The 22,323-nt window shown below is 70.3% G+C and carries 21 protein-coding genes; 7 read left to right on the top strand and 14 right to left on the bottom strand.

All coding sequences use genetic code 11. The features are described 5' to 3' along the window. The first annotated feature begins 8 nt into the window (after window positions 1–8). Window positions 9–1,013 (top strand): methyltransferase, encoded by a 1,005-nt coding sequence (locus tag AB0C33_RS05050; protein WP_358283726.1) that lies wholly within the window; start codon window positions 9–11, stop codon window positions 1,011–1,013. Between the two features lie 25 nt (window positions 1,014–1,038). Here the strand turns inward: AB0C33_RS05050 and AB0C33_RS05045 are convergent, their stop codons facing one another. The 4 genes from AB0C33_RS05045 to AB0C33_RS05030 all read right to left on the bottom strand — a co-directional run bounded on the left by AB0C33_RS05045 (window position 1,039) and on the right by AB0C33_RS05030 (window position 5,273). After that, entirely contained in the window at window positions 1,039–1,605 is a 567-nt protein-coding gene (locus tag AB0C33_RS05045; RefSeq protein ID WP_358283723.1) for an ATP/GTP-binding protein, read from the bottom strand. 7 nt (window positions 1,606–1,612) lie between these two features. Continuing rightward, window positions 1,613–1,960, bottom strand: a complete 348-nt coding sequence (locus AB0C33_RS05040) for a DUF742 domain-containing protein (RefSeq protein WP_352350491.1) — start codon at window positions 1,958–1,960, stop codon at window positions 1,613–1,615. 71 nt (window positions 1,961–2,031) lie between these two features. Then, window positions 2,032–2,454 (bottom strand): roadblock/LC7 domain-containing protein, encoded by a 423-nt coding sequence (locus AB0C33_RS05035; RefSeq protein WP_020546542.1) that lies wholly within the window; start codon window positions 2,452–2,454, stop codon window positions 2,032–2,034. Next, complete coding sequence (locus AB0C33_RS05030) at window positions 2,451–5,273, bottom strand: nitrate- and nitrite sensing domain-containing protein (RefSeq protein WP_358283721.1); 2,823 nt, start codon at window positions 5,271–5,273, stop codon at window positions 2,451–2,453. The genes AB0C33_RS05035 and AB0C33_RS05030 overlap by 4 nt, the downstream gene beginning before the upstream one ends. Before the next feature lie 765 nt (window positions 5,274–6,038). Here AB0C33_RS05030 and AB0C33_RS05025 point away from each other — a divergent pair. From AB0C33_RS05025 to AB0C33_RS05015, 3 genes are read left to right on the top strand one after another with little or no spacing between them, the layout of a single operon-like run. Continuing rightward, window positions 6,039–6,914, top strand: a complete 876-nt coding sequence (locus tag AB0C33_RS05025; protein ID WP_358283719.1) for an ABC transporter substrate-binding protein — start codon at window positions 6,039–6,041, stop codon at window positions 6,912–6,914. After that, entirely contained in the window at window positions 6,911–7,729 is an 819-nt protein-coding gene (locus AB0C33_RS05020) for an ABC transporter permease subunit (protein ID WP_358283717.1), read from the top strand. Before AB0C33_RS05025 ends, AB0C33_RS05020 begins: the two co-directional genes overlap by 4 nt. Next, window positions 7,726–8,556 carry an ABC transporter permease subunit gene (locus AB0C33_RS05015; RefSeq protein WP_358283714.1) on the top strand — a complete coding sequence of 277 codons (831 nt, stop codon included), beginning with the start codon at window positions 7,726–7,728 and terminating at the stop codon, window positions 8,554–8,556. The genes AB0C33_RS05020 and AB0C33_RS05015 overlap by 4 nt, the downstream gene beginning before the upstream one ends. Before the next feature lie 13 nt (window positions 8,557–8,569). Here the strand turns inward: AB0C33_RS05015 and AB0C33_RS05010 are convergent, their stop codons facing one another. After that, window positions 8,570–9,004, bottom strand: a complete 435-nt coding sequence (locus AB0C33_RS05010) for a pyridoxamine 5'-phosphate oxidase family protein (RefSeq protein WP_358283711.1) — start codon at window positions 9,002–9,004, stop codon at window positions 8,570–8,572. Between the two features lie 82 nt (window positions 9,005–9,086). Between AB0C33_RS05010 and AB0C33_RS05005 the strand changes: the two genes are divergently transcribed. After that, window positions 9,087–10,379, top strand: coding sequence for a flavin-dependent oxidoreductase (locus AB0C33_RS05005; protein ID WP_358283709.1), 1,293 nt, complete (start codon window positions 9,087–9,089; stop codon window positions 10,377–10,379). Between the two features lie 105 nt (window positions 10,380–10,484). Then, on the top strand, window positions 10,485–11,258 hold the full coding sequence (locus AB0C33_RS05000) for an ABC transporter ATP-binding protein (protein WP_358283706.1): 774 nt from the start codon (window positions 10,485–10,487) through the stop codon (window positions 11,256–11,258). Window positions 11,259–11,306: 48 nt separating this feature from the next. Here the strand turns inward: AB0C33_RS05000 and AB0C33_RS04995 are convergent, their stop codons facing one another. The 6 genes from AB0C33_RS04995 to AB0C33_RS04970 form a co-directional block, all read right to left on the bottom strand. Next, window positions 11,307–11,858 (bottom strand): ATP/GTP-binding protein, encoded by a 552-nt coding sequence (locus tag AB0C33_RS04995; protein WP_352350489.1) that lies wholly within the window; start codon window positions 11,856–11,858, stop codon window positions 11,307–11,309. A gap of 7 nt (window positions 11,859–11,865) precedes the next feature. Beyond that, window positions 11,866–12,270 carry a DUF742 domain-containing protein gene (locus AB0C33_RS04990; RefSeq protein ID WP_055507219.1) on the bottom strand — a complete coding sequence of 135 codons (405 nt, stop codon included), beginning with the start codon at window positions 12,268–12,270 and terminating at the stop codon, window positions 11,866–11,868. Between the two features lie 19 nt (window positions 12,271–12,289). Further along, window positions 12,290–12,703: a roadblock/LC7 domain-containing protein gene (locus AB0C33_RS04985; RefSeq protein WP_201760494.1), complete on the bottom strand. Its 414-nt coding sequence runs from the start codon at window positions 12,701–12,703 to the stop codon at window positions 12,290–12,292. A 5-nt stretch (window positions 12,704–12,708) separates the two neighbouring features. Then, the gene (locus AB0C33_RS04980; protein ID WP_358283704.1) at window positions 12,709–15,996 is read right to left on the bottom strand and encodes a nitrate- and nitrite sensing domain-containing protein; all 3,288 of its coding nucleotides are present in this window, start codon (window positions 15,994–15,996) and stop codon (window positions 12,709–12,711) included. Window positions 15,997–16,247: 251 nt separating this feature from the next. Continuing rightward, window positions 16,248–17,645, bottom strand: a complete 1,398-nt coding sequence (locus tag AB0C33_RS04975; protein ID WP_358283702.1) for an aminobutyraldehyde dehydrogenase — start codon at window positions 17,643–17,645, stop codon at window positions 16,248–16,250. Window positions 17,646–17,663: 18 nt separating this feature from the next. Then, window positions 17,664–18,914 carry a glycosyltransferase gene (locus tag AB0C33_RS04970; RefSeq protein WP_358283701.1) on the bottom strand — a complete coding sequence of 417 codons (1,251 nt, stop codon included), beginning with the start codon at window positions 18,912–18,914 and terminating at the stop codon, window positions 17,664–17,666. A gap of 149 nt (window positions 18,915–19,063) precedes the next feature. Here AB0C33_RS04970 and AB0C33_RS04965 point away from each other — a divergent pair, with 149 nt between their 5' ends. Further along, window positions 19,064–19,669, top strand: a complete 606-nt coding sequence (locus tag AB0C33_RS04965) for a TetR family transcriptional regulator (protein WP_352350268.1) — start codon at window positions 19,064–19,066, stop codon at window positions 19,667–19,669. Here the strand turns inward: AB0C33_RS04965 and AB0C33_RS04960 are convergent. From AB0C33_RS04960 to AB0C33_RS04950, 3 genes are read right to left on the bottom strand one after another with little or no spacing between them, the layout of a single operon-like run. Next, a complete protein-coding gene (locus AB0C33_RS04960) occupies window positions 19,663–20,712 on the bottom strand; it encodes an ABC transporter ATP-binding protein (protein ID WP_358283697.1) in 1,050 nt (349 codons plus the stop codon). The two genes, AB0C33_RS04965 and AB0C33_RS04960, sit on opposite strands and share 7 nt — an antisense overlap. After that, window positions 20,699–21,505: an ABC transporter permease gene (locus tag AB0C33_RS04955; protein ID WP_358283695.1), complete on the bottom strand. Its 807-nt coding sequence runs from the start codon at window positions 21,503–21,505 to the stop codon at window positions 20,699–20,701. The genes AB0C33_RS04960 and AB0C33_RS04955 overlap by 14 nt, the downstream gene beginning before the upstream one ends. After that, a complete protein-coding gene (locus tag AB0C33_RS04950) occupies window positions 21,498–22,256 on the bottom strand; it encodes an ABC transporter permease (RefSeq protein WP_352350262.1) in 759 nt (252 codons plus the stop codon). Before AB0C33_RS04950 ends, AB0C33_RS04955 begins: the two co-directional genes overlap by 8 nt. Window positions 22,257–22,323: the final 67 nt, after the last annotated feature.

Genomic DNA, 22,323 nt, shown 5'->3' with positions numbered 1-22,323 from the left:
AGGACCCCATGCCCCACTCGGATGACCTCCTTTGGGGGGCCGTGGCCGACATCTCGCGCTTCGCCGCTCTGCTGACCATGGCGGAGCTCGGCCTGGCCGACCATCTCGCCCACGGTCCGCTCACCACCGCCGACCTGGCCGCCCGCTGCGAGGCCGACGCCCCCCGGCTGCGCCGCGTGCTGCGCGAGCTGGCCGGGATGGGCGTGGTCCGCGGCGCCGGGCCGGACACGTTCGACCTGACCGAGCGCGGCACGGCGCTGCGCTCGGACGTGCCCGACTCGGTGCGCTCGTCGATCAGGATGCTCGGCGAGGAGGGCTTCTGGCACGCCATGGGCAACCTGCCCGCGACCGTCCGCGACGGCGGCTCGGCCTTCGCCGCCCGCTACGGCCACCTGTACGACTACCTGGCGGCCAACCCCGGAGCGGGCAAGCTGTTCGACGACTACATGACCGCCCGCGCGATCCCCTTCACCGAGGGCCTGGCCAAGCGGTACGACTTCCCGGCCACCGCGACCATGGTGGACGTGGCCGGCGGCAAGGGCCACATCCTGGCCACGGTGCTGCACGCCAACCCGGACATGCGCGGCATCCTGTTCGACCTGGAGCACGTGGCCGACCGGGCCAGGGAGCTGCTGGCCGCCGAGGGGCTGGGCGAGCGGAGCGAGGTCGTCACCGGCGACTTCTTCACCGAGGTCCCGGCGGGCGGCGACGTCTACCTGCTGGCCAGCGTCCTGCACAACTGGGACGACGAGGACGCGGTCACGATCCTGCGCAACGTCCGCCGGGCGATGAACCCCGGCGGCCGCGTCCTGGTGCTGGAGGTGGTGCTGCCCGACGACGAGGCGCCGCACCTGGGCAAGGACATCGACATGCGGATGCTGGCGATCTTCGACGGCGGCGCCGAGCGCAGCCGGGAGCAGTACACGGCACTGCTCGACCGGGCGGACCTGCGCCTGGCCGAGGTCGTCGAGCTGGGCTCGGGAGCCAGCCTCATCGAGGCCCGGCCCCGCTGAGCGCGAGGGGCGGCGGCGGGCCGGATCAGCTGCCGCCGCTCCAGCCCGGCACCGCCATCCTGATCGACAGGGCGTGCTCGACCAGGTGGATCAGCGCGCTCTTGACGGCGTCCTTGGAGCGCGCGTCCAGCCGGACGAGCGGGATGTGGGGGGCCAGCGTGAGGGCGTCGCGGACCTCGGCGTCGCTGTGCGGGTACTGGCCGTCCCAGCCGTTGACGCCCACCACGAACGGCAACTGCGCCTCCTCGAAGTAGTCGATCGCGGGGAAGCTGTCGGCCAGCCGGCGGGTGTCCACCAGCACGACCGCGCCGATCGCGCCGCGCACCAGGTCGTCCCACATGAACCAGAACCGGTGCTGGCCCGGCGTGCCGAACAGATAGAGGATCAGGTCGCGGTCGAGCGAGACGCGGCCGAAGTCCATCGCGACGGTCGTGGTCGACTTCAGGGGCGTCATGCCCAGGTCGTCGATCCCCGCGGAGGCGTCGGTCATCACCGCCTCGGTGGTCAACGGCATGATCTCCGAGACCGCGCCGACGAACGTCGTCTTGCCCACCCCGAAACCGCCGGCCACCACGATCTTCGTTGAAGTCAAGCCGGGGCTAGAGCCTGCGAAGTCCACTGAGCACCCTTTCGAGCAGATTAACGTCCGGCCTGCCGGCGTCCAGCTGTGGCTGATGCACGCGGACCAGGCCCTCGGCCGCCATGTCGGCGATCAGAACACGCACCACGCCCAGCGGGATCCGCAGCAGCGCCGACACCTCGGCCACGGACCTGACCTGCCTGCACAGCTGGCTGATCGCCTGGTACTCCGGCGTGATGTGCGAGAACTCCCGGTGCTCGGCCGTCGCCGACGACACCAGGGCCTCCATCGCCAGTTTGACCCTGGGCGCCGTCCGCCCACCCGTCACCGCGTACGGGCGGACGGGCGAGGCGGGGTCGGGGTGCAGCTGCGACTGGGGCTGTGGCTTGGGCGGAGGCGCCCAGCCGCCGCTGTTCCATCTCTGGTCCGTCACCTACATCACCTGGTCTGGCTGGCGCGCAACTCGGCCCGCACAGCCGGGGTCAGCACCTGACCGGCGCGATCCACCATCAGAGTCATCTGGTACGCCACCAGCCCCATGTCACAGTCCGGAGCCGCCAGCACCGCCAGGCACGAGCCGTCGCTGATCGACATGATCAGCATCAGCCCGCGCTGCATCTCCACGATCGTCTGGTTGACCGCACCACCCTCGAACACCCTGGCCGCACCCTGCGTCAGGCTCACCAGCCCCGACGCGATGGCGGCCAGCTGGTCGGCCCGGTCAGCCGGAAAACCCGACGAGGCCGCAAGCGGCAACCCGTCGGACGAGACGACCACCGCATGTGCCACACCGGGGACCGTGCTGACGAAGTCGGTGATCAACCAGTCGACTCCGCGCGCCGCGTGGCTCAGGTCGTTCATGCGCCCTCCTCTCTTTCACTGTTGTGGGCTTCACCGTTGTAGGAGCCGCGAGGGCCCGGCTGGAACGCCTTGCCCCCGGTGATGTCGTCGCGGGCCGCCCGGAATCCCTGCTGGAAGCTGGACAACCTGTTCCGCACCCGGTCCGGCGAGACCGAGGGCATCGGGGACACGCCCTTGGGCGATGCGGAGGTGTCGGCCGAGCCGGGCACCAGGTTCGCCTTGGGCACCCGTTTGGGCAGGCCGGCCGCGGTCGTGCCGTCGCGGGCCGGCTCGGCCGCCGCCTCGGCGGCGCTCCAGCCGGCGTCGGCCTTCGTCGAGCCCCAGCCGCCCTCGTCGCGTCCGAACCAGGCCGACTCGACGGCGGCGAAGATCGGCAGGTAGTCGTCCCCGGCGGAGGCGGGCGGCACGGGCGGGATCGGGCCGGTGGCCGCCGACTCGGTCTCGGGGAAGTCGGGCCGCGGGCGCTGGAAGCCGTCCTGCTTCCAGGGGGGCGGCGGCTCGGCCGGGGGACGCTTGGGCAGCCCGCGATCGCCGTTGTTGCGCGGCGGCGACCAGATGTCGTGGCTGTCGAAGCCGCCGCCGTGCGGGTCGGAGGGCCAGCCGTCGGACGACGGCCACTGCGGCCAGTTGCCCCCCGCCTCCGGGTTCGACGGGTACGACGGGTGCGCGGGGCCCATCTGGTAGGTGGGCCGCGGCCAGTCCTGTCCGGCGGCCGGGGGCGCCTGCGGCCAGTCGGCCGCCGGTGTGAGCGGCGCCTGCGGCCAGTCGGCTCCCGGCGCGGGCGGCGCGGGCGGCCAGTCGGCCCCGGCGGCGGAGGCGGCCGCGGGCCAGTCGGCCTCGGGCGGAGCCGAGATCGGCGGCCAGTCGGTGGCCGGGGGCGCCGCGTGCGGCCCCACGTACGGCTCGCTCCCGGACGTGCTCTCGGCCGCCGCCGGCTGCATGCCCGCGAACCCGGGCGGCTGCGTGCCGAGCATGTTCTCCGGGACGAGCACCATGGCGGTCAGCCCGCCCGAGCTGTGCGGACGGAGCTGCACCCTGATCCCGTGCCGATGGGCGAGCCGGGCGACCACGAACAGGCCCATCCGCCGCGAGACCGACACGTCGACGCTGGGCGAGTCGGTGAGGCGGTCGTTGGCCTGGGCCAGCTCCTCGGGGGTCATGCCGATGCCGGAGTCGGTGATCGACAACATCACGCCGCCGCCGTCGATCCTGCTGCCCGACACCGCCACCCGGGTCTCGCGCGGCGAGAACGACAGCGCGTTCTCCACCAGCTCGGCCAGCAGGTGGATGACGTCGTTGACGGCCTGGCCGGCCACCGACACGCCGTCGGGCACCTGGAGCACGACGCGCTCGTAGCTCTCGACCTCCGACAGGGAGGCGCGGGCCACGTCGACCAGCTTGACCGGCTGGCTCCAGCGCCGCGGCGGGTCCTGACCGGCCAGCACCAGCAGGTTCTCGCTGTTGCGCCGCATACGCGTGGCCAGGTGGTCCAGCTTGAACAGGTTGCCGAGCCGCTGCTCGTCCTGCTCACCCTGCTCCAGACCGTCGATCAGGGTGATCTGCCGCTCCACCAGCGTCTGACTGCGGCGCGAGAGGTTCACGAACATCGCGTTGACGTTCGAGCGCAGCCGCGCCTCCTCGCCGGCCAGCCGGACCGCCTCGCGGTGGACCTCGTCGAAGGCGCGCGCCACCTCGCCGATCTCGTCGTGGGTGTCCACCCCGATCGGCGGGACGGGCCCGACCTTGCCGTCACCCGCCTCGCGGAGCGCCCGCACGGTCTCCGGCAGGCGTTTGCCGGCGATGTCCAGGGCCTCTCGACGCAGCCTGCGCAGCGGCCTGATGAGCGAGCGGGCGATGAAGGTGATGATGATCAGCACCACGATCAGCAGGATCATGATGAGCACGCCGGAGATCAGCGCCGACCGGTTGGCCGCCTCCTCCAGGGCGCGGGCCCGCAGGATGACCGAGGAGGCCAGCGACTTCTCCACGCTGCGCAGGGCGTCGATCTTGCCCGTGCTGACGTCGAACCAGGTGCCGACGTCCTTGTCCGGCCGTACGCCGATGCTCAGGGGCTTGGCCTCGACGGACTGGGCCATGGCCCGCAGGCGGAACAGGTCGGTCTGGTCGACGTCCCTGCCCACCACGGTGTCGCGGTAGAGCTCCAGCTGGTCGATGCTGGCGAGGGTGGCGAAGAGGGTCTCCTCGCTCTCCTCCCGCGCCTTGGCGTCGGAGAGCGCGTCGAGCTCGCCGCTGTCGAAGCTCTTCTTGTCCAGGGCGCTGGCCAGGATGCCGCGCTGCTTGGACGCCTGCTCCTTCGCGCGCGCGATGGCCGCCATGGAGCTGGCGCTGTGGGAGATGTCGTCGTCCACCGCGACCTGTCCCACCTGGTCGTGGAACTGCAGGAGGGTGGCGATGATCTGGGAGTACTTCTGGATCATCGGCAGCGGCTGGATCTTGCCCTTGACGGCGGTGTCGCGCAGGGTCTGGATCTCCTCCAGGCGGCGCAGCACCGGGCGTACGGAGTCGGCGTGGGTGTCGGTGAGGGCGCCGGCCCGCACCTTGGCCTCGTCGATGAGGTTGTCGACCCCGCTGTAGGTGGTGCGGAGCTGGGCCGCGCGGCTCTCCGGACGGCCTTGGGCGATGTAGAGAGCGGTCTCGTCCCGTTCGAAGGCCAGTTCGTGCGTGACGGCGCCGAGCTGCTCGCTGAGCTCGGCCACCTCTCTGAGTGTCTGGTAGGTGTCGGCGTCCCTGAGGGAGGTGATCACGTTCAGCCCGCCCAGGCCCACCGCGACAGCCGTGGGTACGACGATCAACGCCACGAGGCGCGATCGTACGTGCCAATTGCCCAATCCGAACCTGTTAGAAGCAGGTTTGGGCAGCCGTCGCTTCTGGTGCCCGTGCGGCTCGCGGTCAGCGGAAGCTTCAGCGCTCTGCGTTCTCACTTGCCTCGCAACCTCTCGCCCCGGAGGGGAATTCTCGAAGACCATGCAGGTAAATGCACGTGGGGCAATATGTACAATCGAGATGAGGGCCATTTGAGCACAGGTACCGGTCAGGACCAACCACCTATAGTGCCCTTCTGAGGCTTGTATCCCGGATTGTCCAAAAATTGTGACAAAATTGGTAGACCGCCGTTTACCTGCAAAAACGGGCAGCCGAAACGTGTTCCGCAAGCCCCCTTCCGCCCGCGGAACGATCCAGGTCAGCTAGTCCCACCAGTAACAGACGCCTCGGTCGCCACCCTCTTTCCCAAAACGGACAAAGACATCTCACGCCTCTATTTACGATAGAGCGGCAAACGGACATTGCAACCACAAGAGTCATTTTCTTGATAATGACTGCCAATGTGGTGCTACGGTCGATTCCTGCTTGTTCGTCAGGCACTCAGCCCCGGGGGCAGTTCAGCCACCCGGTCCCCCCGGCTCCACGTCTTGAAGGGAGTCCCTGACATGAGGCTTGGCCGCTCCGCCAAGGCCGCCATCATCGGGTTCGCTGTGACTTTAGGCGCCGTAGCGTGCAGCACCGGCGGCTCAACCACCGCCAGCGCACCACCCTCCGCCTCCGCGAACGGCGGCGGCGGCGCCTTGGAGAAGACGAAGCTCAAGATCGCCACCCTGCCCGCCATCGACAGTGCCGCCATCTACGTCGCCATCGACCAGAAGCTCTTCGAGCAGGAGGGTCTCGACGTCACCCCGCAGGTCGTCCAGGCCGCCCCCGAGGCGATCCCCATGCTGGTCAACGGCGAGATCGACGCCATGTTCGGCAACTACGTGTCGATGTTCCAGGCGCACGACAAGGGGGCGATCAAGATCCACGTGCTCGCCGAGGGCTCGCGGGCCGCCCCCGACTCGCTCAGCATCATGGCGCTGCCCAACTCCCCCATCAAGACGCCGAAGGACCTCGCGGGCAAGACGATCAACGTCAACGTCCTGCACAACTTCCAGGAGCTCGCGCTCACCCAGGTGCTCAAGGCCAACAACATCGACCCCGGCACGATCAAGTACGTCCCCGTGACGTTCCAGAACATCATGGCCTCGTGGAAGAGCGGCCAGATCGACGCCGCCTACCTGGGTGAGCCGCAGGTCACCGCGGCGACCTCGTCGATGGGCGCGCGCAAGATCCTCGACCCGGCCTCCGGGCCGGCGGCGGAGTTCCCGATCTCGGGATACATCAGCACCCAGGACTGGTACGACAAGAACCCGAGGACGGCGGCGGCCTTCCAGCGGGCCATCCACAACGCGGCCAAGCTGATGGAGAACAACCGTGAGGTGGTGGCCAAGGTGCTGCCGAACTTCACGCAGATCGACGCGTCCACGGCGGCGACGGTCACCTTCCCCTACTTCTCCAGCTCCGACAACCCGGTGCGGCTGCAGCGGGTGGCCGACTGGATGTGGGAGGCCAAGTGGCTGGGCAAGGAGATCGACGTCAAGACGTTGATGTCGCCGACGACGTCGGGGTGAGCAGCACCGCGACGGGCGTCGTCCGCCGTCCGGCCGGCGCCGCCACCCGGTGGTCGCGCCGGGCGGCGGGGGCGGCCGGCTTCGCCGTCCTCGTCGAGCTGCTGAGCCGGTCGGGGCTGGTGGACGCCGAGGTGCTGCCGCCGGCCACGCGGATCGTCGGGCGTGGCCTGGCGCTGCTCGCCGATCCGGCCTTCCTGACCCACGCCCGCACCAGCCTGCTGGCCTGGGCCTTCGGGCTCGGCCTCGCGGTGCTGGTGGCGGTGCCGCTCGGCCTGCTGCTCGGCAGCGTGCCGGTGATCGACGCCGCGACCCGCTCGGTGGTGGAGTTCCTGCGGCCGATCCCGTCGGTGGCGCTGATCCCGCTGGTCGCCCTCGTGATCGGCACCGGCCTGCAGCTCCGCGTCACGCTCGTGCTCTACGCCGCCATGTGGCCCATCCTCTACAACACCATGTACGGCCTGCGCGGCGTCGACCCCGTCGCCAAGGAGACCCTGCGCTCCTACGGCTTCGGCCCGCTGTCGGTGCTGCTGCGCGTCAGTCTGCCGTCGGCCGCGCCGTTCATCACCACGGGCGTGCGGCTGGCGGCGTCCGTGGCGCTCATCCTGACCGTCAGCACCGAGATCGTGGCCGGGCGCGGGGAGGGCATCGGCGTGTTCATCTTCTTCGCCGGGATCGCGGTCCCGGCCAGGATGACCGACATCCTGGCCGGGGTGTTCTGGGTGGGACTGTTCGGCGTGCTGGTCAACGCGCTGCTGGTGGCGGCCGAGCAGCGCGCCTTCCGCTGGCACCACGCCCGGCTGACGGAGGGGTCGTGACCGGGGCCCGGCGCGGACCGTCGGCGCGCGACCGCACGCGCGGCACGGCGTTCCGGGTGGCCGTGCTGGCCGTGCTGATCCTGGCCTGGGAGGCGGGCACGCGGCTGGCGGGCAGCTCGTTCTTCCCGCCGCCGACGACGATCGTGGCCCGGATGCACCAGATGTGGTTCTCCGGCCCGCCCGGCAGCCTGTTCCTGACCGGCGCGGCGATGGACGACGTCCTGCCGAGCCTGGGCCGGATGGCCGCCGGGTTCGCGGGCGGGGCGGCGGCCGGGGTGCTGCTCGGGCTGGCGTTCGGGCTGTCGGCGCGGGTCTACGACTATCTCGACGGCGTGCTGCAGTTCCTGCGCGCGATCCCGCCGCCCGCGCTGGTCACCGTGTTCCTGGTGGTGTTCGGCTTCGGGCTGCGCATGCAGCTGGCGTTCATCATGTTCAGCGTCGTGTGGCCGGTGCTGCTCAACACCGCCGACGGCGCGCGGGCGGTCGATCCGCTGCACCTGGACACCGGGCGGGTGTTCCGGCTGTCGGGGACCGAACGCCTGCTGCGGGTCGTCCTGCCGTCGGCGCTGCCGAAGATGTTCGCCGGGCTGCGGCTGTCGTTGTCGTTGTCGCTGATCGTCATGGTCTTCGCCGAGCTGCTGCCGGGGGCCTCCAACGGCATCGGGTTCCAGCTCACCACCGCGTACTCGACGTTCGACCTGCCCGCGATGTGGGCCGGGATCGTGCTGCTCGGCGTGCTGGGCTACCTGCTCAACGAGCTGTTCCTGGTGGCCGAGCGGCGGGTGCTGGCCTGGCATCTCGGCGCGCAGCGACTCACGGAGCAGTGAACGTGCGGGCGGCTCACGGAGCGGTGAACGTGCCGGCGGCGACCGGGCGGCTGCGCGGCGGCTCGTAGGCGCCCGAGTCGATGCCCCACGACGCGACGGCCAGCGGCATGATCTCCACCCATACGGGCTCGTACCCGGGTTTCAGCCGCTCGCCGCCCTTGGCGTGGACCCGCCCGACCCCCTGGACGAGGACGCCGCGCGGCCCGTCCTCGGTGAAGTCGTCCACGACGAGCGACACCTCGGGGTTGTCCCTGACGTCCCGGCGGTACCGCCGGGGACGCACGCCGCCGGGCAGCAGGCGGGAGCCGACCGCGATCATGCCGCGGTCCGGCTGGAGATGGATCCGCACGGGCACGACGTGCGGCGTTCCCCCGGCTCCCGCCGTGGCGAGCCGGGCCAGGTCCTGCTCAAGCAGGTAGGCGAACTCCCCGTCACTGAATCCGCGCATCACACACCTCACACCCAGATAGGAACGAGGTTAATGGGATAACTCTGGTCTTCGGCCTGCAAAGGGCGAGAAACTTATCGTCATGTTCCCCGTCAGGGACACGTGGGACCGGATCGAGACCACTGGGGGCGACGTGAGGACGATGGTCGTGGGCGCCGGGATCGGCGGGCTCACCACCGCGCTCAGCCTGGCGGCGGCCGGGCTGGAGTGCGTGGTCGTGGAGGCGGCCGCCACGCTGAGGCCGCTCGGCGTCGGGATCAACCTGCAACCGCACGCCGTACGGGAGCTGACCGAGCTGGGGCTGGCCGGCGAGCTGGCCGCGCTGGGCGTGGAGACGACCTTCATGACCTTCGCCGACCGGCACGGCAACGTGATTCTGGCGCTGCCGCGCGGGCGCTCGGCCGGCTACCGCTGGCCGCAGTACAGCATCCACCGGGGCGAGCTGCAGATGGCGCTGCTGGCCGCGGTCGAGGAACGGGCCGTCCCGGTGCGGACGGGCGTCCGCCTGGAGGGCTTCGAGCAGGACGGCGAGCAGGTCCTCGTCCGGCTCCGGCAGGGCGGCGAGCTCGTGGAGGAACGGGTGGACGTGCTCGTCGGCGCGGACGGCGTGCAGTCCACGGTGCGGGCGCTGCTGCACCCGTCGGACGACCCGCTGCTGTGGTCCGGCATCAGGATGTGGCGCGGGGTGGCCGAGGCCGACCGCGTCCTGGACGGCGCCACCGTGCTGGTGGGCGGCTCCAACCGGGCCGGGAAGTTCGTCACCTACCACATCTCGGCCCGCGACCCCCGGCTGGTCAACTGGGTGGCCGAGGTCAAGGTGGCCGAGCCCGGCGTCGCCGCGGAGGCCGACTGGTCGCGCGCGGGCCGGCTGGAGGAGGTGGCCGCGCACTTCGCCGACTGGCGGTACCGGCCGGTCGACGTCCAGGGGTTGCTCGCGGCCTCCCCGCGCATCCTGGAGTACCCGATGGTGGACCGGGACCCGCTGCCCGTCTGGGGAGAGGGCCGGGTGACGCTGCTGGGGGACGCCGCGCACCCGATGTACCCGATCGGCTCGAACGGCGGCTCGCAGGCGGTGCTCGACGCGCGGGTGCTGGCCCGGTGCCTGGCGACGTCCGGGGACCCGGTCACGGCGCTCAAGGCGTACGAGGAGGAACGGCGTCCGCCCACGTCGGCGCTGGTGATGGCGCATCGGGCGCTGCCCATCGAGGATACGATCGGCCTGGTGACCGAGCGCGCGCCCGACGGGTTCGCCGACATCGCCGACGTGCTGACGGAGGCCGAGCTGGCCGCCATGGCCGGGGCGCAGCGGCGCATCTCCGACGCCGACGTCCGGGCGCTCAACGAGCGGGAGTCGTGGAGCGTACGCATCCCATGACAGCCGCGAAGACTCAAGGGTAAGATCCGACACCGTAGAGCCATACCGACATTTCCGGCTTCCCGAGTCGGTCCTCCGCTCGCGGCCTCGCCCCCTAGGACATCCATGCTCGAGATAGAGAACCTCTCCCACGTGTACGGCGGCGGTGGCCCCAACGCTCACCACGCCATCGAAGGGCTCAACCTGAGCGTCGCCGCGGGCGAGCTGCTGTGCATCGTCGGGCCGTCGGGAGCCGGGAAGTCGACCCTGCTGCGCTCCATCGCCGGGCTGATCAGGCCGACCGGCGGCGAGGTCAGGGTCGAGGGCGAGCTGGTGCGGCAGACCCCCGACAACCTGGCGGTGGTCTTCCAGGACTACAGCCGCTCGCTGTTCCCGTGGATGTCGGTGGCCGACAACGTGGCCCTGCCGCTGCGCCGCCGGGGCATGGACAAGCAGCAGCGTCGCGAGGCCGCCCAGGAGGCGCTGGAGTCGGTCGGGCTCCAGGGCGCCGAGAAGAAGTACCCGTTCCAGCTCTCCGGCGGCATGCAGCAGCGGGTGGCGATCGCGCGGGCGCTGGCCTACCGACCCTCGCTCATGCTCATGGACGAGCCGTTCGGCTCGGTCGACGCCCAGACCCGCGAAGACCTGGAAGACCTCGTGCTGAAGGTGCGCGGCCACCACCAGATGACGATCGTGCTCATCACCCACGACATCGACGAGAGCGTCTACGTCGGCGACCGCGTCGTGGTGTTGTCGAAGGCCCCCGCGCACGTGGTCGGCGACCTCAAGGTCGATCTGCCCGAGCCGCGCGACCAGATCACCACCCGCGAGCACCCCGACTTCGTGCACCTCCGCGCCGAGGTCGGCCGCCTGGTGCGCGGCCACGCCACCACCGTCTGACGCGCGGTCGGGCGCCCGGCCTCAGCCGGGCGCCCGGGGCGCGTCGGGCTATACCGGCGTGTGGGAGTGGCGCGTGAGCGCGTGCTCCACCAGCGTGATCAGGGTGGATTTCACCGCGTCGCGCTGGCGGGCGTCGAGGCGGACGATCGGGATGTGCCCGCCGACGGACAGCGCCTCGCGGATCTCGTCCTCCGCGTGGGCGAACTGGCCGTCCCAGCCGTTGATGCCGATGACGAAGGGCAGCTTGGCCTCTTCGAAGTAGTCGATGGCGGGGAAGCTGTCCGCCAGACGGCGCGTGTCCACCAGGACGACGGCGCCGATCGCGCCGCGCACGAGGTCGTCCCACATGAACCAGAACCGGTGCTGTCCGGGGGTGCCGAACAGGTAGAGGATCAGGTCGCGATCCAGCGACACACGTCCGAAGTCCATCGCCACGGTCGTGGTCGTCTTGTTCGGCGTGAGCGAGACGTCGTCGACGTGGGCCGAGGCGTCCGTCATGACCGCTTCCGTGGTGAGCGGCAGGATCTCCGAGACCGCTCCCACGAACGTCGTCTTCCCCACGCCGAAGCCCCCGGCCACGACGATTTTCGTCGAGGTCAGACCGGGGCTAGAGCCTGCGAAGTCCACTGAGCACCCTTTCGAGCAAGTTGAGGTCCGGCTTTCCCGCGTCCAGCGCAGGCTGGTGCACGCGGATCAGGCCCTCCGACGCCATGTCGGCGATCAGCACCCGGACCACACCAAGGGGCTGGCGTAAAAGGGCGGAGATCTCGGCAACCGACCGGACGTTCCGGGTCAGCTGAATGATCGCCTGATACTCCGGACTCAGTAGGGAAATGTCTTGGTATTCCGACGTCACGGAGGACACCAAAGCCTCCATGGCGAACTTCATCCGCGGCGCGGTGCGCCCCCCGGTCACGGCATAGGGCCGTACCAGGGAACTCGGCTTCTGCGGACGAGGGGCCGCCGGATGCGGCGGAGTGCTATCACCAGCCCAACCCTGACCTGACACCATGATCTCCTGTCACCGCCCGCTAGCGGGGGCGGGCCGCTTGCAGCTCAGCGCGTACGGCCGGGGTGAGCACCTGACCGGCGCGCTCGACCAGCAGCGTCATCTGGTACGCCACGAGGCCCATGTCACAGTCGGGAGCCGCGAGGACGGCCAGACAGGACCCGTCGCTGATGGACATGATCATCAACAGCCCGCGCTGCATCTCGATGACGGTCTGGGTGACCATGCCGCCCTCGAAGACCCGCGCGGCGCCCTGCGTCAAACTGATCACGCCCGAGGCGACCGCGGCGAGCTGGTCGGCCCGGTCCTTGGGGAAACCCTCCGAGAAGGCCAGCGGCAGGCCGTCGGACGACACCACGACGGTGTGCGCGACGCCCGGCACGTTGTTCACGAAGTCGGTGATCAGCCAGCTGATGCCACGCGCTCCCTGGCTCATCTCTCTCATTTGTCCTCCTCATTCTCTTCTCCGCGGGTGAACGCGCGGCCTTGCCGCACTCCCTGCTGGAAGCTGGAGAGCCTGCTGCGCAACCGCTCGGGCGAGATCTGCGGCGGCGGTGACGTGGGCTGCGGCTCGGCGAGACTGGCCGTACCGGGCACGAGGTTGGCCTTGGGCACCCGGCGCGGCAGCCCCGAGGACGTCGTGCCGGCCTGGGCGGGCTGCGCGGCGGCCTGGGCCGCCTGGAAACCGGAGTCGGCGGGCGAGGACCACGACGCGCCGGCGCCCGACTGGCCGGGCCTGCGCTGCGGGAGCCCGGACCGGCCCACCGCCGGGGCGGCGGGCGGCGCGGCCACCGGAGGGTCGGCGGGCACGGCCGGATGCACGGCGGTGATCTCGGGCTCCTGCTCCTGCTCCTGCTGGCGCAGCTGCTCGGGGTCGGGCCTGCGGAACCAGTCCGAGCCGACGGACGAGAAGATCGGCAGGAACTCCTCGCTCTGCTCCTCCAGGGGCGAGGAGCGCACCACGGGAAGCGGGCCGGTCAGGTCCTGGGAGGAGTAGTCGCCCTGGCCGAACGGGCCGTAGGCGCCCGGACGGCTCTGCTCGTACTGGTCGGCGGGCTTGGGCTCCTCCGCGCCGAACCCCGGCAGGTCGCCGAACGCCGCCCGGTAGGGCTCCTCGCCGAACGCCGAGGGGCGCGGCGGGTCGACCGACTCGAACAGGGACCGCCGCGGCGGCTCCTCGTTGAAGGCCGACTGGCCGAGCGAGGTGTCGCCGAAGGACGGCGAGCCGAAGGAGGACCAGCGGGGCTCCTCCGTCCCGCTCTGCGGCGGCTCGGTCGCGAAGGACGGCCAGCGGGGCTCGTCGTCCTGCAGCGGCGGCGGCTGCTCGGCGAAGGAGGGCCAGCGCTGCTCGCCCCACGGGGACTGGGCCTGCGGCTGCGGCTGCGGCTGGGCCGCGGGCGGCTCGTCGGCGAAGAACGGCTTGGGCTCGTCACCGAAGAAGGGCTTGGGCTCATCCCCGAAGGACGGCTTCGGCTCATCGCTGAAGAACGGCTTGGGCTCGTCGGCGAAGAACGGCTTGGGCTCGTCACCGAAGGACGGCTTGGGCTCCTCGGAGAACGACGGCCAGCGCGGCTCGTCCCGGCCCGGCTCCTCGCCGAAGGATCCCCAGCGGGTCTCCTCCTGGGCCGACTCGTCGGCGAAGGACGGCCAGTTGCCGGTGCCCGGGGCGGGCAGCGAGCCCGGCCACTGCGTGTCCAGCACCCGGTCGGCCGCGTCGGACGCGGAGACGGGGGCGCCGTTCTGGCTCGCCTCGGCGGGCGCGGCGGCGACGCCGAACTGGCTCGGGTCGAACGTGGTGAACGCCTCGTACTGGCTGCCGGGCTGCTGCGGCATGCCGGCGCCGCCGCTGATGAGCATGTCGGGCATCATCACCAGCGCGCTCAGGCCGCCGGTCTCCCGCATGCTGAGCTGGACGCGGATGCCGTGGCGCAGGGCCAGGCGGCCGACCACGAACAGGCCCATGCGGCGGGAGACGCCGACGTCCACGACGGGCGGGTTGGCCAGGCGCCAGTTGGCCTCGGCGAGCTCCTCGGGGCTCATGCCGATGCCCAGGTCGTTGATGGAGATCATGACGCCGCCGTCGGCGGCCACGCTGGAGACCTCGACCTTGCTCTCGCGCGGCGAGAAGGAGATCGCGTTCTCGATGAGCTCGGCGAGCAGGTGGACGGCGTCGGTGACGGCCGGGCCGACGATCAGCGTGCCGGACGGGATCTTGATCTGGACCCGCTCGTAGTTCTCGACCTCCGACAGCGAGGCGCGGGCGATGTCGACCAGCGGCACCGGCTCGCTCCACTTGCGCGCGGCCTCCTGGCCGGCGAGGACCAGGAGGTTCTCGCTGTTGCGGCGCATGCGGGTGGCCAGGTGGTCGAGGCGGAAGAGGTTGGCGAGCCGCTGCTCGTCCTCCTCGCCCTGCTCCAGGCCCTCGATGAGCTGCAGCTGCCGTTCGACCAGCGTCTGGCTGCGGCGGGAGAGGTTGACGAACATGGCGTTGACGTTGGCGCGCAGCTTGGCCTCGTCGCCGGCCAGCCGGAGCGCCTCGCGGTGGACCTCGTCGAAGGCCCGCGCCACTTCACCGATCTCGTCACGGGTGTTGACGCCGACCGAGGGCACTTCGGGCATCTGCGCGCCGTCGCCGGACTCGCGCAGGATGCGGACGGTCTCGGGCAGCCGGGTGGTGGCCACCTGGAGCGCCTCGGCGCGCAGCCGGCGCAGCGGGCGGACCAGCGAACCGGCCACCCGGGTGGTGATGATCAGGACCAGCAGCAGCAGGACGAGGATGGTCGCGCCGCTGATGATGGCGTTGCGCTGCTCGGTGTCGCTCAGCTCGCGGGCCCTGGTCACGATCTTGGTGGCCAGGGAGTCCTCGACCTTGCGCATGGTGTTGCCGGCCAGCGTGGTGCTGTCGTACCAGCGGCTCAGGTCGCGGGCGGAGGTGACGTCGAGGTCGCGGATCCGGTTGTACTCGCGGACCTGGGCCAGGGCGCGCTGCCGCATGGCGTCGGCGCGGTCGATGTCCGGCCCGCGCATGCTCTTCTGGTAGGCGCGCAGGTCCGCCGGGTCGGCCTCCCGCTCGAAGGCGGTCAGCTCGGCCTGCTGGCGGCTCCACGAGCCGAGGAACTCCGACAGGTCGTCGTAGTCCAGCTCACGCTCGATGAGCGCGATCATGAGAATGGCCTGCTGCCTGGAGACTTCTTCCTTGACCCGCTGCAGCGAGCCGAGGGCGGCCACGTCACCCTGGAGGTCGTCGTCGTTCACGCCGTCGCCCAGGTCGCCCTGGATCGCGGAGAAGACGCCGATCATGGTGGTGTACGTGGTGATCGCGGCTCGCGGGGGCGTGCCCTCGGCCACCATCGACGTGCGGAGGCTGTCGAGGCCGGTGAGCCACCGGCGCATGTTCTCCACACCGTCGCGGATACGGGCCGAGTGCGCGGCGTCGATGGCGTTGGCCGAGGCCAGCACCTTCTTCTTGGCCGCGTCGACGGCCGCGCGCTGGGTCTTGAGCTGGACGAACCGCCCCGCCTTCGACTGGTCGGTCACGTACCACGCGGTGAGCGTGCGCTCCTTGGCCAGCTCGTGGTTGAGCCCGCCGATGCGCTGCACCAGCTCGGCGACCTGGGTCAGCCGGCGGTACTCGGAGCTCGTCCCGATGGCGTTGGCGAGCTGCACGCCCGCGAGGAGCACGCCCACGATGGTGGGGATGAGGATCAGCGCGATCAACCTCGAGCGCACACGCCAGTTCCCCAGCCGGAACCTTCCGCCTGTGTACTCCCCGGACCTCGTGTGCCTGGGGTTTTCCGTCCTCACTGACTCTCGCTACCTCTCGCCGGTACGTGCTCGAAAGAAATCAGACACGCGTGTGGCGCATGGGATTCTGTCCGGCTGGGTAATTGGAACACAGTCCGTACCAGACGGCCAACCGCACATTTCCCACTAAATGCACCCAAAGCGACACTTTGGGCGTCATATCGCCGTACACGTTTTCAGGCGGGCCGGAACGAATCCCGCTCCACGGGCGCCGCGTGCTTGACCATGAGGTGACGCGTCACCGAATACTCCTGCACCGCCTCCTGGCTCATGTCCTTGCCGAACCCGCTGCCCTTCACGCCGCCGTGCGGCGCCTCGCTGGCGATCGGCAGATGATCGTTCACCCAGGTCACGCCCACGTCGAGCCGATGGGACACGCGCATCGCCCGCGCGACGTCGCGCGACCACACCGACGAGGCCAGCCCGTAGGGGGTGTCGTTGGCCAGCCGGACGGCCTCGTCCTCGCCGTCGAACGGCAGCGCCACAAGGACCGGTCCGAAAAGTTCACCTTGGACGATCTCGCTGTCCTGTGCGACATCGGTCACAAGCGTCGGCGGGTAGAAGAACCCGGGCCCCTCGACGGGCGCGCCGCCGTGCACGACCCGTCCGCCCGACCGGGCGACGAAGCCGTGCACGCGCTCGCGGTGGGCGGCCGAGATGAGCGGGCCGATGTCCGTCGCCGGGTCCCAGGGGTCGCCCACGGTGATCTCGGCGAGGGTCGCCCGGATGGCCTCGACGGCGTCGTCGTAGATCTCCCGGGCGACGTAGACGCGGGTGGCCGCGGTGCAGTCCTGGCCGGTGTTGTACGTGGCGCCCATGGCCACGCCGCGGGCCATCTCGGCCAGGTCGGCGTCCTGGAAGACCAGGGCGGGCGCCTTGCCGCCGAGTTCGAGGTGCACCCGCTTGAGCGTGGCCGCCGCGCCGGTCATGACCGCCCGGCCGGTGCCGGTCGAGCCGGTGACGCTGACCATGTCCACGCCCGGGTCGGTGACCAGCGCCTGGCCGACCTCGGCGTCGCCGGTGACCGCCTGGACGAGCCCTTCGGGCGCGCCCGCCTTGGCGAACAGCTCGGCCAGGCGCAGCGTCGTGCGCGGCGTCTGCGGCGCCGGCTTGATGACCACGGCGTTCCCGGCGGCCACGGCCGGGCCGACCTTCCACACCGCCATGACGAACGGGAAGTTCCACGGCGCGATCGACCCCACCACCCCGACCGGACGGCGCAGCAGCACCGAGGTGTAACCGGCGCTGAACACCCCGGCCCCCGACCCTTCGAGCGAACGGGCGGCGCCGGCGAAGAAGCGCAGGTTGTCGACGGCGAAGGGCAGCTCGCCGTCCCTGAAGACGGCCGCCGGCTTGCCGGTCTCCTCCACCTCCAGCCGGGTCAGCTCCTCGGCGTCGGCCTCCACCAGGTCGGCCAGGCGCAGCAGCAGCCGCTGGCGCTCGGCGGGGGTGGTCTGGGCCCACTCCTCGAACGCGCCCCGGGCGGTCCGGACGGCCGCGGCCACGTCGGCCACCGGGGTGTCCGGGATCTCGGCGCACGGGAGGCCGGTGGCGGGGTTGATCAGTTCACGCATGGAAAGTCCTCGAAATCCCTACTGGCCGAGCTGTTCGATCAGGTCGGCGGCCTTGCGCAGGCCGTCGCGGCGGCGGATCTCCTCGCCCGCCGCGGCGAGCCTCGCGCGCATCTCGGTGTCGCCGAGCAGGCGCTCCACCGCGCCGGTCAGCTCCTCGTCGGTGAAGGTGTAGGTGGAGAGCCGGACACCGTAGCCCAGCTCGTCCACCCGCTGGGCGTTGTCGTACTGGTCCCAGAACAGCGGCAGCACGATCATCGGCTTGCCGAAGTGCGCCGCCTCGGTGGTGGTGTTGTTGCCGCCGTGCGTGATGACCAGGTCGCACAGGGGGATGATCTTCGTCTGCGGCAGGAACTCGGCGCCGTACATGTTGTCGGCGAGCTTGATCTCCTCGTGCAGCGGGCCCTTGGAGACGATGTACTGGTGCCGCGTGCCGGCCAGGATGTCGATCACGCGCTGCATCAGCTCGACGTCGGAGGAGCCGAGCGAGCCGAGCGAGAAGTAGATCAGCGAGCCGTCGTTGCGCTGGAAGGGCAGCGTGAAGTCCTCGTCGGTCTCGCGCACCGAGGAGTCGAGCCGGTGCCAGCTCGGGCCGAGCGGGCGGGCGTCGGTGTAGTCGAGGATCTCGGGGAAGACGTAGAGGTTCAGGTCGCCCTCGTGGATGAAGTCCAGGTCGGGCAGCGGGGCGGTGCCCTGCTCGACGCACCACTCGTTGAAGGCGGTCCAGATCTCGCGGTGAGTGCGGTCGTACTCGGCGCGGAAGGCGTCCCAGCCGGAGCGGTCGTCCGCGGGCAGGCCGGAGAAGACCGGCGCGACGTTCTCGCCGCGCACCTCCAGCGGGTTGCAGGAGACGATCCGGACGAACTTCTTGCCCGCCGTGAGCAGCGCCGGGAACGTGATCACGTTGTCCTCGACGATCACGTCCGGGTTCACCCGCTCGATGATGGCCTTGAGCTGCGGCTCGCAGTACTTGGCGCCGTCGATGAGGGAGTCCCAGATGGGCTTGATGACGGTGTCGAGCTGCTCCAGCGTGCTCTTGCGGTACTCCGGCGCGGTCTCGCGGATGAAGTCCTTCCAGAACTGGCCGGCGTCCTGCTCCTCGGCGTTCTCGGGCGGCGGGGCCAGGTCGACGAGGTCCTCCTCGAAGCCGAGCGCTTCGAGCTTGCCCTTCCAGGACGACTCCGCGGCGAAGACGACGCGGTGCCCGCGACGGCGGAGAATGTCGCCGACGCCGATGCAGTTGTTCGTGGGGCCGTACGCGCTCTCTGGCATGAACAGGATGGTGAGGGACATCGTGAACTCCGGGGGAACTCGTCAAATTGAAGAGGAATTCAAATACTCATCTAGCGTGAAGCGCAAGTTAAGTGCACTATGGTCACGGCCGATCTGAATGGTGACCAAACGCACGGGGGGTGGTGGTCGTGGCCCAGCGCAAAAGCCGTAGTGACCGGCGCATCGACTTGATCGAGGCCGCGCGCCGAGCCATCATCCGCCACGGCATCGACGGAGTACAGCTCTCGCACGTCGCCGAGGAGGCCGGTCTGACCTCCGGCGCCGTGCTCTACCACTACCCCGACCTGGGCGAACTTCTGGTCGAGGCGCAGCACGCGGGCATGGAGCGGTTCTACGAGCTGCGCATGCGCCGCCTGGCCGACTTCACCGACCCGGTCGAGAAGCTGGTCGTCACGATCCGGTCGGGGTTGCCGACCGGGCCGCTCGACCCCGACGTCCGCCTGCTCAACGAGCTGGGCGGCGCCGCGGGCCGCAACCGGGTCTACGGCGTGCTGCTCACCTCGCTGTACGACCGCCAGGTGTCGATGTACCAGGCGATCCTGGACACCGGGGCCGCGCTCGGGGTCTTCCGGCTGACGGCCGACTCCGTGACCGTCGCGCGCAACCTGGTGGCCCTGGAGGACGCCTACGGCTACCGCATCACCGCCAGGCATCCGCTGATCGGCCCCGACGAGGCGGCCGAGCTGATCCTGTCGTACGCGCGGGCGGCGACGGGCAACGACCTGGCTCATTGATCGACCGCCATGATGACGGCGTCCTGGGCCTCCCAGCGCACCTTCACCTTGGCGCCGGGCTGCACCGTGCTCGCCCCCTGCACCGCGGCGAGCACGGGCTTGGCCCGTCCCGGCACGTCCACGGAGATGTGCGAGACGCCGCCGTAGAAGCTCACGTCCAGGACGCTGCCCTTCAGGCCCCGCGCCGCGTTCTCGTCGGCCAGCTCGATCTTCTCGGGCCGCACCGCGAGCAGCGCCTTGGAGTCGGCGGCCAGATCTTCGAGCGGCGTGCCGGCCAGCATGCCGAACTCCTCGCTCTTGATCCCGTCCAGACCGGTGCAGACGCCCTCGAACAGGTTGTTCGCCCCGACGAAGTCGGCCACGAACGGCGAGCGCGGGCGCTCGTACAGGGCCACGGGAGCGTCCACCTGGCGCACGGTGCCGCTGTCGAAGACCGCGATGCGGTCGGCCAGCGACATGGCCTCCTCCTGGTCGTGCGTGACGACCACGAAGGTGATGCCGACCTCGCTCTGCAGCCGCTTGAGCTCCAGCTGCATGTCCGCGCGGACCTTCTTGTCCAGGGCCGACAGCGGCTCGTCGAGCAGCAGCAGCCGCGGCCGCTTGACGATGGAACGGGCCAGCGCGACCCGCTGCCGCTGGCCGCCGGACAGCTGCGCGGGCTTGCGCGAGGCGTGCGCCGACAGGCCCACGGTCTCCAGCACCTCGCCGACCCGCTGCTTGATCTCCTGCCGGGGCAGCTTCTCCCGCTCCAGGCCGTAGGCCACGTTCTTGGCCACGGTCATGTGCGGGAACAGCGCGTACGACTGGAACATGAGGCTGATCGGCCGCCGGTTGGGCTGCTTGGACAGCAGGTCCTCGCCGTCGAGCGTGACCGTGCCGGCGTCCGGCGTCTCGAAGCCGGCGATGATGCGCAGCAGGGTGGTCTTGCCGCAGCCGGAGGGCCCGAGCAGGGCGAAGAACTCGCCCTGCTCGATCTCCAGCGAGACGCCGTCGAGCGCGGTGACGTCACCGAACCTGCGGGTGACCCCGTCAATCCTGAGCACGTGATTTCCCGATCTTGGTCATCCGCTGCCCGGCGATCACCGCCGTGAAGCTCACGAGGAGCAGGATCGCGGCCAGCGCGTTGATCTTCGGGGTCACCCCGAAACGAACCATTGAGTAGATGACGATCGGCAGCGTCGGCTCGGCGTTGCCGATCGTGAAGAAGGCGATCACGAACTCGTCCAGCGACAGCGTGAACGCCAGCAGCGCCCCGGCGACGATCCCGGGCACCAGCTGCGGCAGCGTGACCTTCATGAACGTGACCACCGGCCCGGCCCCAAGGTCGCGCGAGGCCTCCTCCAGCGAGGTGTCGGCGTTGGTGAGCCGGGTGCGCACCACCGCCGCGACGAACGCCATCGAGAACACGGCGTGCGCGATGGTCACCGTGGGCAGGCCCAGCGCGAACTGGGCGTCCCACTGGGCCAGGAAGGTGTTGATCAGGGCGTACAGGACCAGCAGCCCGATCCCGAGCACCAGGTCGGGCAGCACGGCCGGCATGAGCGAGATCGCGTCGAGCAGCTTCGACCTGGTGTACCGGGCCAGGCCGACGGCCAGCAGCGTGCCGAGCACGGTGGCGATCGCCGTCGAGCCCAGGGCGACGATCAGGGTGTTGACCAGGCCCTCTCTGATCTTCTCGTCGGCGGCCAGCTCGCCGTACCACTTGAGGCTGAAGCCCTCGTAGGTGTAGGCCGACTTGCCGGAGTTGAACGACATGACGACCAGGACGATGATCGGCACGTACAGGAAGGCGTAGGTCGCCCAGAACGGCACGTACAGCAGCTTGGGTCTACGCACGGCGGGCCGCCCACGCCTGCACGAGCAGCAGCAGGATCAGCACCGCGATCAGCGCCAGCACCAGCGCCGAGCCGAACGGCCAGTCGCGCGCGACCAGGAACTGGTTGCGGATCAGGTTCCCCACCATGATGGACTTGTTGCCGCCGAGCATCTCGGGGATGACGAAGTTGCCGAAGCTCGGCACGAACACGAACATCGCCCCGGTCAGCGCGCCGGGCAGGGTGAGCGGCAGCGTCACCTTCCGGAACGTGGTGAACGCCGAGGCCCCGAGGTTCGCCGACGCCTCGCGCAACTGCGGGTCGAGCTTCTCGATCGAGGAGTACAACGGCAGCACCATGAGCGGCAGGTACGAGTAGAGCAGCCCGGTGACGATCGCGCCCTGGGTGTACAGCAGCTCCATCTCCTTGCCCAGCAGGGAGCTGAGCAGCCCCTGACTGCTGAGCATGATGATCCACGCGTAGACGCGGATGATGAAGTTCGTCCAGAAGGGCAGCACGACCGCCACCAGGGCGATCGTCTTCCACTTCGACGGGAGCTGGGCGATCAGGTACGCCGTCGGGTAGCCGAGCAGCAACGCGATCAGCGTGGCGATCGTCGCCATCTTCAGCGAGTCGCCGACGACGTTCAGGTAGAGGGAGTCGAACAGGCGCTGGAAGTTCTCCAGCGTGAACTCGTAGACGATGCCCCCGAAGCGCCCCCGCTGGAAGACGGTGTAGCTGAGCACCAGCGCCAGCGGCACGAGGAGGAGCACGACCAGGTACGTCAGACCTGGCGAAAGGAAAACGAACGCGCCCAGCCGGCGACCCCGCTTACGGGAC

Origin of the sequence: Nonomuraea sp. NPDC048881, from assembly GCF_040649795.1 — a bacterium.
Lineage (GTDB): Bacteria > Actinomycetota > Actinomycetes > Streptosporangiales > Streptosporangiaceae > Nonomuraea.
The sequence above is the reverse complement of the archived record's forward strand: the minus strand, read 5'-3'. Positions and strand labels throughout refer to the sequence as shown.

Bases quoted from the DNA above. Each gene is read 5' to 3' on its own strand.
- AB0C33_RS05050 (WP_358283726.1), top strand. From the start codon at position 9: ATGCCCCACTCGGATGACCTCCTTTGGGGGGCCGTGGCCGACATCTCG.
- AB0C33_RS05035 (WP_020546542.1), bottom strand. From the start codon at position 2,454: ATGAACGACCTGAGCCACGCGGCGCGCGGAGTCGACTGGTTGATCACC.
- AB0C33_RS05010 (WP_358283711.1), bottom strand. From the start codon at position 9,004: ATGCGCGGATTCAGTGACGGGGAGTTCGCCTACCTGCTTGAGCAGGAC.
- AB0C33_RS05005 (WP_358283709.1), top strand. From the start codon at position 9,087: ATGTTCCCCGTCAGGGACACGTGGGACCGGATCGAGACCACTGGGGGC.
- AB0C33_RS05000 (WP_358283706.1), top strand. From the start codon at position 10,485: ATGCTCGAGATAGAGAACCTCTCCCACGTGTACGGCGGCGGTGGCCCC.
- AB0C33_RS04990 (WP_055507219.1), bottom strand. From the start codon at position 12,270: ATGGTGTCAGGTCAGGGTTGGGCTGGTGATAGCACTCCGCCGCATCCG.
- AB0C33_RS04985 (WP_201760494.1), bottom strand. From the start codon at position 12,703: ATGAGCCAGGGAGCGCGTGGCATCAGCTGGCTGATCACCGACTTCGTG.
- AB0C33_RS04975 (WP_358283702.1), bottom strand. From the start codon at position 17,645: ATGCGTGAACTGATCAACCCCGCCACCGGCCTCCCGTGCGCCGAGATC.
- AB0C33_RS04970 (WP_358283701.1), bottom strand. From the start codon at position 18,914: ATGCCAGAGAGCGCGTACGGCCCCACGAACAACTGCATCGGCGTCGGC.